The following is a 14296-nucleotide window of genomic DNA, read 5'->3' as shown; positions in this document are numbered from 1 at the left end:
CAGCCAGTCCCGGGCCCCAACGGGAGAGACCCCCTCGCGGATGCGGACCTTATCGCGGCATCCACAAGGGGGCGGTTCGTCGGCCGGAACCGGTGTCCGGTGGGCCGGGCGCGGGTCAGGAGCAGTACGCCTCCTCCTCGCCGATGATCCGGTACGGGCAGTCCGCGTAGTCGAGCAGGCGCAGCACGGCCTCCTCGTTGCGGGCGGTCTCGCGGTCGATCACCGAGGAGGGCGGGTAGAAGCCGCCGTCCAGGGGCGACTTCGGGTACATCTCGTACGTGTAGTTCACGATTCCCTGGTCGGCCCAGAGCCAGTCGTTGATGGACCCGTCCGTGACGTAGAGGTCACTGGACTGCTGGGGCGTGTAGCCGTTGGCCTCGGCCATGTACTCGCCCAGGGCGCGGTGGGTGTCGTACTCCTCGCGGGTCATGCCGTCGGTGACCTCGTCGTAGGTGTACCCGAAGGGCCACAGGATGAGTTCGCTGTAGGTGTGGAAGTCGATGGCGCTGGTGATCTGCTGCTCACCGTCCACCACCCGGCCGCGGACGAAGTCGGCGACGGCCCGGACCTCGGGGGCGGACTCGGCGGAGTCGCCCCGGTAGGTGATGCTGCTCGGGTCGCCGGAGGAGCCGTTGCAGCAGCCCCAGTTGTAGGCCCAGTTCCGGTTGAGGTCGGTGCCGATCGCCGACGAGCCCTCGTTGGGCGAGCGGTTCTTGCGCCAGTCGCGCCAGGTGTCGCCCGCCATGTCGTACTCGCTGCCGTCCGGGTTGACGTTCGGCAGTATCCAGATCTCCCGGCTGTCGACCAGGCCGGTCACGCGCTCGTCCTCGCCGTACCCGTCCGTGAGCAGGCGCATGAGGTAGACCGCCATCTCGACGGTCAGGTGCTCGCGGGCGTGCTGGGAGTGGGTGAAGAGCACCTCCGGCTGGTCCTCGTCCACGGAGACGTTGTCGCTGATCTTCACCGCGACCAGGTCCCGGCCCTCGTGGGACTGCCCGTACACCTCCTTGGCGGCGATGTCGGGGTGGGCGGCGACCAGGTCGTCGACGATCTCCAGCAGCTCCGGGTAGGTGGTGTAGCCGGGGTCGGGGTTGGCGAAGGCCTGGGGGAGGGCGTAGGGCTCGGCGGTGAAGCCGAGGCCGTCCAGCTCGGCCATGTCGCGCACCGAACCGGTGACCAGGACCGAGTCCGCGCCGACGTGGTCGATGGCCACACCGGAGGCGGCGATCAGGGAGCGTTCCTCGGCGGTGCTGACGCCGGTGACCTCGTACAGGTCGTGGGCGGGTTCGGCGGTCGCGCCGCCGGGGGAGAGCAGGCCGAGGAGCAGGGCTCCCGAGGCGACCGGGACGAGTGTTCTTCTGACGGGGGTGAGGGACACGATGCCTCCGTTGAGCGGGGGTGAGGCTTCGGATGCGGATATGTGGCGATATTGGAGATCGGGGCGCCCCGAACTGTCAATGTGGGCGGCCGTGGGCCGCAGGGGTGCGGGATCGTCTGGTTTGGTCGCCCTTCCACGTGAAGCCCGCTTTTCGTGTCACGGTCCGCTCGCTCTCCGTGTCCGCATGTGGCCACGCGGGTACCGGGTTCCCCGCGCGGTGCGGGTGGGGGAGGAGGGAATGAGAAAGCGCCCGGTCCCGGGGCGCGGGCGGACGCGAGGAGAAGGAGGTCCGCCGGCGGTACCGGCCCTGCGGCGACTGGGCTCACCAGCCGACCGGGTCCTCGGGTGTTGGCCGCACCCTGGGTCCCGCCGACGGACTCCGTATGACCCCCCTAGCACTGAAGGGTTCTCCACCAGGGTAGCCGCTCCCGGCTGTATCTTGAAGTCGAGGTACCTGAATTTGAGGATCGACTCGAAGCGCCGGACAGCGGTCACCGCGTCCCAGTTCAGACAGGGTCGGTCCCAACATGTGGACGTCAGGTACCAGAATCCGTCGCCCGTCTGCTAGCGTGACGATCGTTATGCTGCGCGAGCTCCTTCTTCTTAGTGGCCGCGGCGGGGATCGTTAGAAGGTCGGCCCCTCGCCGCGGGACTTCGGCTTGCCGTGTCGACCACGACATCACGCGCCACACACTTCCCGAGGAGCCACACCGCAATGGTGCCGCAGCAGAAGACCAGCCCCATGCCGTTCCACCGCTACCAGCCGTTCCAGTCGGTGGACCTGCCGGACCGCACCTGGCCCGCCACGTCCGTCACCGAGGCTCCGCGCTGGCTGTCCACCGACCTGCGTGACGGCAACCAGGCGCTGATCGAGCCCATGGACTCCGCCCGCAAACACGAGATCTTCCAACTGCTGGTCCGCATGGGCTACAAGGAGATCGAGGTCGGCTTCCCCTCCGCCAGCCAGACCGACTTCGACTTCGTCCGGTCGCTGATCGAGGACGACCTGATCCCCGACGACGTCCAGATCTCCGTCCTGACCCAGGCCCGCGAGGACCTGATCGAGCGCACCGTGCAGAGCCTGGTCGGCGCCAGGCGCTCCACCGTGCACCTGTACAACGCCACGGCGCCCACCTTCCGCCGCGTGGTCTTCCGCGTCGACCGCGAGGCCTGCAAGGACATCGCCGTCCAGGGCACCCGTCACGTGATGCGCTTCGCCGAGCAGTACCTGGGCGAGACCGAGTACTTCGGCTACCAGTACTCGCCGGAGATCTTCGTCGACACCGAACTGGACTTCGCCCTGGAGGTCTGCGAGGCCGTCATGGACGTCTGGCAGCCGGGTCCGGGCCGCGAGATCATCCTGAACCTGCCCGCCACGGTCGAGCGCTCCACGCCCAACGTGTACGCCGACCAGATCGAGTGGATGAGCCGCAACCTGTCGCGGCGCGAGCACGTGGTCCTGTCCGTGCACCCGCACAACGACCGCGGCACCGGCGTGGCCTCCGCCGAGCTGGCGGTGATGGCCGGAGCCGACCGCGTCGAGGGCTGCCTGTTCGGCCACGGCGAGCGCACCGGCAACGTCTGCCTGGTGACCCTGGGCATGAACCTGTTCAGCCAGGGCGTCGACCCCAAGATCGACTTCTCACGGATCGACGAGATCCGCCGCACCGTCGAGCACTGCACCCAGCTGCCGGTCGCCCCCCGCCACCCCTACGGCGGCGACCTGGTGTACACCGCTTTCTCCGGCTCCCACCAGGACGCCATCAAGAAGGGTTTCGCGGACCTGCGCGCCCGGGCCGACGAGGCCGGGACTCCGGTCGACGACCACCCGTGGGACGTCCCCTACCTGCCCATCGACCCCAAGGACGTCGGCCGCACCTACGAGGCGGTCATCCGCGTCAACAGCCAGTCCGGCAAGGGCGGGGTCTCCTACGTCATGCAGCGGGACCACGCACTGGACCTGCCGCGCCGTCTGCAGATCGAGTTCTCCCAGGTCATCCAGGGATTCATGGACGCCGAGGGCGGCGAGTTCCCGGCGGAGAGGATCTGGGAGGTCTTCTCGCAGACCTACCTGGACGAGAGCGGCCCGGTGGCGGTCCTGGCTCACCGCTCCAGCACCGCGGAGGACGGCACCTACACGATTCACGCCGACGCCCGAGTCAACGGGGAGATCCGTGAGCTGAGGGGCACCGGCAACGGCCCGATCTCCGCGTTCGGCGACGCCCTGGCCGACGTGGACGTCAAGGTCCGGGTCATCGACTACGTCGAGCACTCCATGGGCGAGGACGGCAACGCGAGGGCGGCCGCCTACGTGGAGGCCGAGATCGACGGCAGGGTCGTGTGGGGCGTCGGCATCCACAGCAGCATCACGACGGCCTCGCTGAAGGCCGTGTGCAGCGCCATCGGCCGCGCCTGAGGCCACCACCGGGCGCCCCCGGCACAGGGCGCCCGGACCTTCCCCGGCACTGGGAGGACGGGGCCCGCGACACGCGTCGCGGGCCCCGTTCCGGTTTCCTTCCTTCCGGCCGGGAAACCGGCCGGAACACGCCCGCACCCTCGCCTGGGCGAGCACGGGCCGCACCCGGCCGGGTGCGGCCCGCGAGATCCGGTGCCGTGCCAAGCCCGGGCTCCGGGCGGGTGCTCCGTGAGCGTCAGGCGCTCCCGGCCGTGCCGTAGCGCGCGACCATCGTCCTGGCCGCCTCGTCCACCACCCGTAGTGTCTCCTCCTCGCCGAGCGACCAGTCGCCGTGGACCAGGCGGGGCCAGAAGACGACCGTGGCGATCATGCCGAGGAACTGGGGCGCGGCCGTGTCCGGGTCGTCGACGCGTGCGGTTCCCGCGTCGTTTCCCGCCCGGAGGTAGCGCCGCAGCGCGGCGAGTACGGGGAGCGTGCCGAAGTCGAAGGTCCGCTCGCGCAGTTCCGGAAACCTCGGTGACTCGGCGATCACGGCCCGCATCAGACCCCTCACGCGGGGGCGGGACAAGAGCTCCGCGTACGCGAGGCCGAGACGGACCAGGCCCGCGTGGAGGTCACCGGTCGGCGGGTCCGCGATCTCGCGGCCGGGCGCGTCCCCCGCGGCGAGCACGGCCGCCTCGAAGAGTTCCGCCTTGGTCGGAAACTGCTTGAACAGGGTCGCCTTGGAGACCCCGGCGCCCGAGGCCACGCGCGCCAGAGAGGTCCGGTCGTAGCCCAGTTCGAGGAACAGGTCGGTGGCCGCGTCGAGGATCGCCCCACGGTTGGCCTCGGCGATCCGCCGGTGGTAGGCGGAGGGTTCTCGTGACATGGGTCCATGATGCCATGGAGGTGAGTCGGTTGACTCACCATCCAGGGGGCGGGTATGTTCGTTGAGGTGAGTCGGATGACTCACCTCAAGGGAAGGGAGTCGGCCATGCGGGACACCGATCCGCAGACCGCCGCGGGCAAGGCCCTGTGGCACTTCTCCATGTCTTTGGACGGGTTCGTCGCCGGACCCGGCCACGGCATGGACTGGATGCCGGCGGCGACCAACCGGCCGGGTCTGCTGGACGAGTACGTCGCCACGACCGGAGCCGTTCTCGGCGGCCGCGTCGGATGGGACCTCTTCCCCGACCCGGGCGCGGTGTACGGCGGCGCCTGGAGCGGGCCGATCTTCGTCCTCACCCACCACCCCGAGGACGCCGAGCCCGCCGAAGGCGTCACCTTCCTCGACTGCGACGTGGCCGAGGCCCTGGAGACGGCTCGGCGGGCGGCGGACGGGAAGAACGTCGAGGTGCTCTCGCCGACCATCGGCCGTCAGCTCCTCCAGCGCGGTCTGATCGACGAGATCGACGTGCACGTCCTGCCGGTGCTGCTCGGCGACGGTGTCCGGCTCTTCGACAACCCCGGCGGCTCGCCCGTACCGCTCAGGCTCGTCAACGGCGAGCCCGCGGCCGAGGTGAACTTCCGGTACCACCCGGTCCGCCCCCCGGGATAGCGGGGAGGGCTACTCGAAGCCGAACTTCTGTGTCCAGGCGTTGCCGGATTCACCGACCCCGATCGCCACCAGGTCGCAGTTGAGGATGTTGGCCCGGTGCCCCGGGCTGTTCATCCACGCGTCCATGACCTGTTCGGCGCTGGTCTGACCCTTGGCGACGTTCTCCGCGCCCCAGGAGCCGTAGCCGTGCCGCTCGGCCCGGTCCCCGGGGCCCTCGCCCTCGGGGTTGTCGTGGGACATGTAGTCGCGGGCGGCCATGTCCTCGCTGTGCTCCTGGGCGGCAGCGGTGAGCTGGGAGTCCACGCGCAGCGGACCGCAGCCGTTGGCGGCGCGCTCGCTGTTGACGATGGTCACCACGGCCGAGCTCCGGGGCCCTCCGGCGGACGCGCCGCCGTCGCCGTTCCCGCCACCGCCGCCGGAACTCCCGGAACCGCCGTCACCTCCCGTGTCCTGGTCGGAGTCGGCCTCCTCGGACTCCTCGGCGGAGGAGGACGCGGTGACGGTGCTGGTCCGGGGACCCCCGTCGCCCCGGGGGCCGGTGCTCTCGGGGGAGCCCGTGGGCTCGGAGAAGAAGTCGTCCCCGGTGTCCGTGCCGGGGGCGTTGGCCGCGTCGCCCACCGTGCTTCCGGCGCCGCCGCGCGCGTCGGCGGCGTTCGTGCCCTCGGCGGGGTCGGCGGGGTCGACGAGCCCGGAGAGCACGAGTGCTCCGGCCAGGGTCAGCCCCACCGGGACCGCCACCATCGCGGCCACGACCGGAACCGTCCCGCGCCGCGCACCGCGGTTCGAGCGCCGTTCGCGAGCGCCTGTCCCGCGCCTGCCTCGACGACCTCGCGCCATATCGCTCTGCCTTCCGTACCGGGTTGGGGAATGCTCGGGCCACCGTCCGGGCGTCCGGACGCGGCGGGCCCGTGGGGCCGTCCGAGGACGGTGGGGCCCGGATTACGGTCACGGTCGACGGGGCCGCGAGGGCAGGGCGGCGGGACCGAAACCGTCTGGCCCTAGCGCGTGAGAGTAGAGCAAATGTCGGGAAAAGGGAATCCAAACCGTAATAAACCAGCTCAGGGTGGTGCGCGTCGTGCGCTGCCGGGAGGTCGAACCGCGACGGCCCCGCCCCCCGCGACACGGGACGGTCGGCGCCATCCGCGACAATGGGAGGGTGAGTCTCTACCGCGACGAGGGCGTCGTCCTGCGCAACCAGAAGCTGGGCGAGGCCGACCGCATCGTCACCCTCCTGACCCGCCGCACCGGGTTGGTCCGCGCCGTCGGCAAGGGCGTGCGCCGCACCAAGTCGCGCTTCGGCGCCCGGCTGGAGCCGTGCACGCACGTCGACCTCCAGCTGCACACCGGACGCACCCTCGACGTCATCACCCAGGCCGAGACCGTGCGCTCCTACGGTGCCGCGGTGGTCTCCGACTACTCCCGCTACACCGCCGCCACCGCCATGCTGGAGACCGCGGAGAAGATCGTGGCCGTGGAGAAGGACCCGGCCCTGCGCCAGTTCCTGCTGCTCATCGGTGCCCTGCGTACCCTGGGCGAGGGGAGCCACGACTCCCGGCTGGTCCTGGACGCCTACCTGCTGCGTTCCCTGGCGGTGGCCGGGTACGCCCCCGCCCTCACCGAGTGCGCCCGCTGCGGGAGCAGGGGGGAGCACCGTGCGTTCGCGGTGCACGCCGGAGGTATGGTCTGCTCGGTGTGCCGTCCCCACGGTTCCACGCACCCCGCGCCCGACACGCTCCGGCTCATGTCGGCGCTGCTGGGGGGCGACTGGGACAGCGCGGACGCCAGCGACGGCAGGCAGCGCTCCGAGTGCAGCGGGCTGGTCGCGGCCTACCTACAGTGGCACCTGGAAAACGGAATCCGATCACTGCGCCATGTGGAGCGTTCTTGAGTCTGTTCAGCTTCGACAACGGTAGACGGCGCGAGCCGGACCACACCCCGCCCGTCCCGCACCCGAGCGGGGCCCGCCCCCCGGAGGTCCCCGCCGACCTGGTGCCGCGCCACGTGGCCGTGGTCATGGACGGCAACGGTCGTTGGGCGAAGGAACGCGGTCTGGCGCGTACCGAGGGGCACAGGGCCGGTGAGTCCTCGCTCTTCGACGTGATCGAGGGCGCCCTGGAGATGGGCATCCCGAACCTGTCCGCCTACGCGTTCTCCACGGAGAACTGGAAGCGCTCGCCCGACGAGGTGCGCTTCCTCCTCGGCTTCAACCGCGACACCATCCGCAACCGCCGTGACGAGCTCCACGCGCGCGGGGTGCGGGTCAAGTGGGCCGGACGTTCGGGGATGCTCTGGAAGAGCGTCATCAAGGAACTCAGGGACGCGGAGGAGATGACCCGGGACAACACCCGGCTCACCCTCCAGTTCTGCGTGAACTACGGCGGGCAGGCCGAGATCGTCGACGCCGCCCGTGAGCTGGCCCGCCAGGCCGCCGAAGGGCGCATCTCGCCGGAGAAGATCACCGAGGACACCCTCTCCCAGCACCTGTACGCCCCCGACGTCCCGCCGGTGGACCTGTTCGTGCGCTCCTCCGGCGAGCAGCGGCTGTCGAACTTCCTCCTCTGGCAGTCCGCCTACGCCGAGTTCGTCTTCCTGGAGACGCTCTGGCCGGACTTCGACCGCCGCGACCTGTGGCGGGCCTGCGAGATCTACGCGCGGCGGGACCGCCGCTACGGCGGAGCCGTGCCCAACCCCGTGACCGAGGAGGAGAAGTGACCGAACAGTCCGAGGAACGGTCGGAGTCCGCGCTGGTCCGGGAGGGGATGTCCCTGGTCGCGATCGGGGACAGCTTCACCGAGGGGGTCGGCGACCCCTATCCCCAGGGCGAGGGTGCCTTCCGGGGGTGGGCGGACCGGCTGGCCCAGCACCTGGCCGACCACGTGGGCGAGATCGCGTACGCCAACCTGGCCGTGCGCGGCAAGCTGATCCGGCAGATCGTCACCGACCAGCTGCCGCCCGCGCTGGAGATGGCGCCCGACGTGGTCACCCTGTGCGCGGGCGGCAACGACCTGCTGCGTCCCGCCGGCGACCCCGAGCGCCTGGCGAAGATCCTCGACCACACGGTGTCGCGTCTGACCGGGCGGGGCAGCCGGGTCGTGCTCTTCACCGGCGTCAACGTCTCCTCGGGTTACATGCGCGGCACGATCGGGCTGTTCGCGCGCTACTACCTGAACGTGCGCGCGATCGCCGACCGGTACGACTGCCTCCTGGTCGACCAGTGGTCCATGGACGTGCTCACCGACCCCCGCGCCTGGGACGAGGACCGGCTCCACATGTCACCGGAGGGCCACCGCCGCCTGGCACTGCGCGTGGCCGAGGTCCTGGGGGTACCCACCGCGGAGCGCTGGGACGAGCCGTGGCCGGAGGCGGAGCCGGTGAGCTGGTCCGAGGCCCGCCGCGAGGACCTGCACTGGGTGAGGGAGTCGCTGGGACCGTGGATCGGCCGCCGCCTCACCGGAAGGTCCTCGGGCGACACCGTGACCGCCAAGCGCCCCGAGCTCACCCCGCTCACCAGGGACCGCTGAGGCGCGTCGCCGTCACCGTCGCGGGCACCCCGTCCATGGTGTGAGCTCCGCCCCAAAACGCGTGGAAACCGCAACCTACTGTCGCGTAACCATGGCGTGGAGTTGCATCATCGAACACCATGAGCGGTGTGCCGACCGGTTCTCCCGGTGACCTGAAAAGCAAGGACATCCTGTCCTACGTCGCCCTCGGGGACAGCTTCTCCGAGGGCATGAGCGACCCCTACCCCGACAGCGACAGCGTGCCCCACGGCCGTTACCGGGGCTGGGCGGACCGCGTGGCCGAGCACCTCGCCGACCACGTGTCCGAGGTCCGCTACGCCAACCTCGCCGTGCGGGGGCGCCTCATCGCGCAGATCCGCGACGAGCAGGTCCCGCGCGCGGTCGAGATGAAGCCCGACCTGGTCACCCTGTGCGCGGGCGGCAACGACATCATCCGCCCCGGCAGCGACCCCGACCAGGTCGTCGCGATCTTCGAGTCGATGGTGGCCGACCTGCGCTCCACCGGCGCCCGGGTGGTCATCTTCACCGGCTTCGACACCAACTGGCAGCCGGTCATGCGCCACCTGCGCGGCAAGATCGCCACCTACAACATGCACATGCGCGCCGTCGCCGACCGGTACGGCTGCGACGTCGTCGACGTGTGGAGCATGAAGGTGTTCTCCGACGAGCGCGCCTGGAACTGGGACCGCCTCCACCTGTCCTCCGAGGGCCACCGCAGGCTGGCCCTTCGGGTGTGCGAGGTGCTGGACGTCCCGGTGGACGCCGACTGGAACCAGCCCTGGCCGCCGCCGGAGCCCCGGGACTGGCGCAGCGCGCGCCAGGAGGACCTGCACTGGGCCCGGGAGTTCCTGGTGCCGTGGATTCACCGCCGCCTCACGGGCCGGTCCTCAGGCGACGGGGTGCATCCCAAACGTCCCACGCTGGAGCGGTGCGAACCGTCTCGGGACGGCCGCTGACCCGGCTCCCCCGGCGGCCTTCGGGGCCGTGCCCCGGGGCCGCCCGTGCGCACCGGTAGGGCCCCGCCGCGTCGCGCGGCGGGGGCCCGCCGCGCGCTCAGGTGGCGGTGACCAGGTCCTGGGCGGCGGCCATGTTCACCCGGCTCGGACGGTCCTCGACCGGTCAGCCCGGGGTGGCGCCGCCCGCCGCGTGGATCGCGGTGCGGACCAGGTCCAGGGCCCGGTGCAGCACCCGCAGCGGGTCGCCCTCGTCCAACACCAGGATCTCCACGGTGACCGTGCCCTCCAGGGCGTCGGTGCTCACGGTGGAGTCGGTGAAGTCGGGGTTGTGCCGCTCGAGGTCGAGCAGCTCCCGCATCACGGCCTCCCCGTGCGCGTGGACCTGCGCCGGGGTGGTCCCGGGAACGGAGCCCAGGCGGAACTGAAGGGACAGCTGGGTGGCGGTCCTCACGCTCACACGTCCTCCTGCCGTTCGGGCGGGCACACCCGTCTCACGAAGCGTACGGTCTGCGTCCAGTAGTGGGGGTTGGAGGGGGACAGGTGCACCTGGCGCTGGTGCGCACCGCAGGGGCACTTGATCGTGTAGTAGGTGGGCGGGTCCTCGATCCTCCAGCCCAGCTCGGCGATCTGCCGGAGCGCCTCCTCGCCCTCCTTCTTCGGATGCTTCGTCCAGTCGCCCAACAGTGTTCCTTCCCAGATTCCCCCAGGGGGAGGGGGCCTGTCGAGGGTGCCTTCCCGCCGGGGGTCAGGGGCGCGGGGTGGAACCGAACACCGGGTAGTGGTCCGAGTAGTCGTCGTAGGTGTACGAGCGGCCCCAGGAGCGTACCGTCCAGGGTTCGCTCTTGACCGCCCGGGTCTCGTTGACGTAGGACTCCGGGGCCGCGCCGTTGCGGATCGGCAGCACGTGGTCCAGCTGCTGGGGGTCCCAGCCCGCGTAGTCGTGGGCGGCGATCGAGTTGCCCGAGGGGTCCCAGGAGGCCGTCCCCCCGGTGTGAACGGGCGCCACGGCGCCCAGCCGCTCGACGGCCGACTCCCATTCGGCGCCGCCGCCGACGATGTTCAGGTCGCCCGCCACGTAGATCCGCTCGTCGTCGGGGATTTCCTTGGAGTCCAGCAGCGCGACGATCTGGTCCAGCTGGGACTCCCTGATCCGCGCGTCCTCGCCGGTCCCGCAGGCGCCGTCCTCGGCCTGCATGTGGGTGCCCACCACGTGCAGGAGCCCGTCGGGGGTGTCGAGCACGACGTAGGCGAAGCCCTTGTTGGAGAACCAGTCGGCTCCGCAGGCGCGGGTGTAGACGTGCTGCTCGGCCCGGACGACCGGCCAGACGCTGTGCACGCTCACGCCGCCGTTGGTGACGGTCTCTCCGCGGAAGCCCGTGGTGAGGTCCCAGCCGGACCTGGAGCGGCCCACGACGGGCGTGCCGTGCGGGTACTCCTCCGCGAGCCCGGCGCGCAGGCGGTCGGCGCTGGAGTTCTCGAAGAGCTCCTGGAGGACGACCACGTCCTGGCCGGACAGGACGCCGTCCCGGACGGTCAGGTCGGCGCGGACGTCCTGTCCCCAGTTGGGGTAGAGGGCCTTGGGCAGGAAGAAGGCGTTGTGGGTGACGATGCGGGGGTCGGCCGGGCCCTCCTGGGCCGCGGCGGGGGAGACGGACGGGAGCGGGGAGATCAGCAGCGCGGTCAGCAGCGCGGCCGTGGTTCGTCTGTACACGAGGGCACAGCATGGCCCACGCACGACACGACTGGGCTACCAGCCGGTAACCACCGGGTGGAGGCCGCGTGCACGGTTCCGGCCGGGGGAGGGGACACGCGCGCGCGAGGGCCCCGCGCACGCGGGGCCCTCGCCGTACGATCCGCCGGTCAGACCTGCTGGGCACTGCCCTGCTGGGCCGACCGCAGGGAACAGGGGCCGCAGGTGCCGAACACCTCGACCGTGTGGGTCACCCCGGTGAAGCCGTGCTTGGCCCCCACCTCGGCGGCCCACCTCTCCACGGCCGGGCCCTCGATCTCCACCGCGGTGGAGCAGGTCCGGCACACCAGGTGGTGGTGGTGGCTCTCGGTGTCGCACGCACGGTAGACGGCCTCGCCGTCGTCGGTGCGCAGGACGTCGACCTCGCCGGAGTCGCTCAGGGCCTGGAGGGCCCGGTACACCGTGGTCAGACCGATCTTGGAGCCGTCGGCGCGCAGGTCCGCGTACAGGTCCTGGGCGCTGCGGAAACCGGAGGACTCGGTCAGTGCCTGACGGACGGCCTCGCGACGTGTACTCATGGTGTCACCCTCCCCCGATCTGTCTGGGGCATCGTATCCGCCGGACCCTCCGCCACGGGATGCAGGGGTGCCGGGGCGCGGCGTCTGGTCACGCGGCGCAGGACCCCGCCCACCACCACGGTGACGCAGAACAGCGCCAGGGCCAACAGCACGATCGTGGCTCCCGGAGCCAGGTCCGCGTAGAAGGCCGTGGTCAGGCCGCCCAGGGAGGAGACCAGTCCGATCAGCACGGCCAGACCCATCGTCACCCGGAAGCTACGGCTCAGCTGCTGGGCGGCGGCGACCGGGACGATCATCAGCGCGCTCACCATCAGTACGCCCACCACCCGCATGGCGATCACCACGGTCAGCGCCGCCGTCACCGCCAGCAGGATGCTCAGGAAACGGACGGGCAGCCCGTGTGCCCGGGCCACCTCCTCGTCCTGGCACAGGACGAACAGCTCGCGGCCGAAGATCCCCAGCACCGCGATCACGCCCACCGCCAGCACGCCGACGATCCAGATGTCCTGTTCGCCCACGGTGCTCACCGAACCGAACAGGAACGAGGTCAGAGTGGCGTTGCTCGCGCCCGGCGTCATGCCGATGAGCAACACGCCGCCCGCGATGCCGCCGTAGAACAGCAACGCCAGCGCCACGTCGCCGCTGGTGCGCGTGCGCACCCGCACCAGTTCCATGAGGACGGCGCCCAGGGTGGCCACGACCGCCGCGGTGAGTACCGGGGAGGTGCTCGTCAGCAGGCCCAGCGCCACCCCGGTCAGGGCGATGTGGCCGATGCCGTCGCCCAGCAGGGCGAGTCGCCGCTGGACCAGGAACGTGCCGATGATCGGGGTGACCAGGCCGACCAGCACCGCGGCGAGCAGCGCGCGCCGCATGAACTCGTACTGGAGCAGCTCAGTCACGGCGGGGTACCTCCAGGCGGACCATCTCGGCGGGCGCGGCGCCGTGCGCGGAGCCCGGGTCGGGGTCGTTGGGGTCGGGGTGCGGGTGCTGGTGTTCGTGCCCGGGCCGCGCGCAGTCGCCGGTGGCGGCGGGCGGAGGGCCGTCGTGCGCGACGCGGCCGTGGTCCAGCACCACCGCGCGCTCGATGACCTCTTCCAGCGGACCCAGCTCGTGCAGGACCAGGACCACGGTGCTGCCCTGGTCGCGCAGGCGGGCGATGGCGCGGGCCAGGGCGCGCTGGTTCTCCGCGTCGACCCCGGCCATGGGCTCGTCCATGACGAAGGTGTCCGGGCGCCCGGCCAGGGCGCGGGCGATGAGCACGCGCTGCTGTTGGCCCCCGGAGAGTTCGCGTACGGCGTCCCCGGCGCGGTCGGACAGGTCCACGGCGGCCAGGGCCTGGTCGACGGCCTCGCGGTCGGCCCGCGTGGGCAGGGAGAGGCGGCGGCGTCGGGCGACCTGCCCGGAGGCGACGATCTCGCGCACGGTGGCGGGTACGGCGCCCCCGGCGGTGAGCCGTTGGGGTACGTAGCCGATCCGCTGCCAGTCCCGGAAGCGGCGCAGGGGCCTGCCGTGGACGAGGACGCTTCCCGAGGTGAGCGCGACGATGCCGAGCATCGCGCGCATGAGGGTGGACTTGCCCGAACCGTTGGGGCCGAGGACGGCCATGGTCTGACCCACGGGAACGTCGAGGCTCACACCGTCGAGCACCGGCACGCCGTCGTAGGCGGCGTGCGCGTCGACGGCCTGGAAGGCGGGCGGGACGTCGGGGCCTGCGGCCCGGACCTCCCTGAAATGGTCAGACACTGCTTCATTATCACGAAAACGAAAATGATTGTCAAAACTGGCGCGGGTGACGAAGGCCTCCCGGCTCAGAAGCCCAGCATCCGCGCCGCAGCCAACACCAGCACCACCACGATCATCAGCACTCGGGGCACCCGCTGCTGCCGCTGGAGCGAGGGCCAGGTCAGGAAGGCCAACCACCCGAAGACCGCCGCCACCAGCACCAGGCACGGGCCGCCCAGCCACCCGGGGGCCATCAGACCCGCCAGGAACAGCGCCCCCAACACCACCGGGGGCAGCCACCCCGGCCGCTGGTGCAACCACACCAGCGGCACCGCGCTGCGCCGCTCCACCTCGCGGCGCAACCGCCCCGCGTCCGGGGTGAACAAGGAGTCACCCCGGGGGAGCGGGCGCCCGGGAACGGGCCGCCGTTGTTCGTCCTCGTGCTCGGGAGAGGCCATCGCCACCGGTTCCCCTTCACTGTGTACCGGTCCCCACGGC

At 71.3% G+C, this 14296-nt stretch carries 16 protein-coding genes; 6 read left to right on the top strand and 10 right to left on the bottom strand.

Annotated elements, in window-relative coordinates; genetic code table 11:
* Positions 1–115 precede the first annotated feature (115 nt).
* The gene (locus tag ACFYL4_RS01250; protein WP_387515498.1) at positions 116–1378 is read right to left on the bottom strand and encodes a M14 family metallopeptidase; all 1263 of its coding nucleotides are present in this window, start codon (positions 1376–1378) and stop codon (positions 116–118) included.
* A 715-nt stretch (positions 1379–2093) separates the two neighbouring features.
* On the opposite strand from ACFYL4_RS01250, the gene leuA reads away from it, so the two are divergent.
* Complete coding sequence (leuA, locus tag ACFYL4_RS01245; protein WP_387515496.1) at positions 2094–3794, top strand: 2-isopropylmalate synthase; 1701 nt, start codon at positions 2094–2096, stop codon at positions 3792–3794.
* A 235-nt stretch (positions 3795–4029) separates the two neighbouring features.
* On the opposite strand, the gene ACFYL4_RS01240 is transcribed toward leuA, so the two are convergent.
* Complete coding sequence (locus ACFYL4_RS01240; RefSeq protein WP_387515494.1) at positions 4030–4662, bottom strand: TetR/AcrR family transcriptional regulator C-terminal domain-containing protein; 633 nt, start codon at positions 4660–4662, stop codon at positions 4030–4032.
* 75 nt (positions 4663–4737) lie between these two features.
* Here ACFYL4_RS01240 and ACFYL4_RS01235 point away from each other — a divergent pair, with 75 nt between their 5' ends.
* Positions 4738–5331: a dihydrofolate reductase family protein gene (locus ACFYL4_RS01235; RefSeq protein ID WP_387515492.1), complete on the top strand. Its 594-nt coding sequence runs from the start codon at positions 4738–4740 to the stop codon at positions 5329–5331.
* 9 nt (positions 5332–5340) lie between these two features.
* Here the strand turns inward: ACFYL4_RS01235 and ACFYL4_RS01230 are convergent, their stop codons facing one another.
* Positions 5341–6081, bottom strand: coding sequence for a CAP domain-containing protein (locus ACFYL4_RS01230; protein ID WP_387515490.1), 741 nt, complete (start codon positions 6079–6081; stop codon positions 5341–5343).
* Positions 6082–6487: 406 nt separating this feature from the next.
* Between ACFYL4_RS01230 and recO the strand changes: the two genes are divergently transcribed.
* From recO to ACFYL4_RS01210, 4 genes are all read left to right on the top strand, one after another.
* Positions 6488–7219, top strand: coding sequence for a DNA repair protein RecO (gene recO, locus ACFYL4_RS01225; protein WP_387515488.1), 732 nt, complete (start codon positions 6488–6490; stop codon positions 7217–7219).
* Positions 7216–8043 carry an isoprenyl transferase gene (locus tag ACFYL4_RS01220; RefSeq protein WP_357766525.1) on the top strand — a complete coding sequence of 276 codons (828 nt, stop codon included), beginning with the start codon at positions 7216–7218 and terminating at the stop codon, positions 8041–8043. Before recO ends, ACFYL4_RS01220 begins: the two co-directional genes overlap by 4 nt.
* Positions 8044–8090: 47 nt before the next feature.
* A complete protein-coding gene (locus tag ACFYL4_RS01215; RefSeq protein WP_387515965.1) occupies positions 8091–8852 on the top strand; it encodes an SGNH/GDSL hydrolase family protein in 762 nt (253 codons plus the stop codon).
* 119 nt (positions 8853–8971) lie between these two features.
* On the top strand, positions 8972–9808 hold the full coding sequence (locus tag ACFYL4_RS01210) for an SGNH/GDSL hydrolase family protein (protein WP_357766528.1): 837 nt from the start codon (positions 8972–8974) through the stop codon (positions 9806–9808).
* A 163-nt stretch (positions 9809–9971) separates the two neighbouring features.
* On the opposite strand, the gene ACFYL4_RS01205 is transcribed toward ACFYL4_RS01210, so the two are convergent.
* From ACFYL4_RS01205 to ACFYL4_RS01175, 7 genes are all read right to left on the bottom strand, one after another.
* A complete protein-coding gene (locus ACFYL4_RS01205) occupies positions 9972–10265 on the bottom strand; it encodes a hypothetical protein (protein ID WP_387515486.1) in 294 nt (97 codons plus the stop codon).
* A complete protein-coding gene (locus tag ACFYL4_RS01200; protein WP_357766534.1) occupies positions 10262–10489 on the bottom strand; it encodes a hypothetical protein in 228 nt (75 codons plus the stop codon). The genes ACFYL4_RS01205 and ACFYL4_RS01200 overlap by 4 nt, the downstream gene beginning before the upstream one ends.
* Positions 10490–10553: 64 nt before the next feature.
* Positions 10554–11519, bottom strand: coding sequence for a sphingomyelin phosphodiesterase (gene sph / locus ACFYL4_RS01195; protein WP_387515484.1), 966 nt, complete (start codon positions 11517–11519; stop codon positions 10554–10556).
* 149 nt (positions 11520–11668) lie between these two features.
* A complete protein-coding gene (locus tag ACFYL4_RS01190) occupies positions 11669–12076 on the bottom strand; it encodes a Fur family transcriptional regulator (RefSeq protein WP_387515482.1) in 408 nt (135 codons plus the stop codon).
* Positions 12073–12975: a metal ABC transporter permease gene (locus tag ACFYL4_RS01185; RefSeq protein WP_387515480.1), complete on the bottom strand. Its 903-nt coding sequence runs from the start codon at positions 12973–12975 to the stop codon at positions 12073–12075. Before ACFYL4_RS01185 ends, ACFYL4_RS01190 begins: the two co-directional genes overlap by 4 nt.
* The gene (locus tag ACFYL4_RS01180; protein ID WP_387515479.1) at positions 12968–13819 is read right to left on the bottom strand and encodes a metal ABC transporter ATP-binding protein; all 852 of its coding nucleotides are present in this window, start codon (positions 13817–13819) and stop codon (positions 12968–12970) included. Before ACFYL4_RS01180 ends, ACFYL4_RS01185 begins: the two co-directional genes overlap by 8 nt.
* A 65-nt stretch (positions 13820–13884) precedes the next feature.
* On the bottom strand, positions 13885–14256 hold the full coding sequence (locus ACFYL4_RS01175; protein ID WP_387515963.1) for a DUF6703 family protein: 372 nt from the start codon (positions 14254–14256) through the stop codon (positions 13885–13887).
* Positions 14257–14296 lie beyond the last annotated feature (40 nt).

Origin of the sequence: Nocardiopsis sp. NPDC006938, assembly GCF_042869555.1 — a bacterium.
GTDB lineage: Bacteria > Actinomycetota > Actinomycetes > Streptosporangiales > Streptosporangiaceae > Nocardiopsis.
The sequence above is the reverse complement of the archived record's forward strand: the minus strand, read 5'-3'. Positions and strand labels throughout refer to the sequence as shown.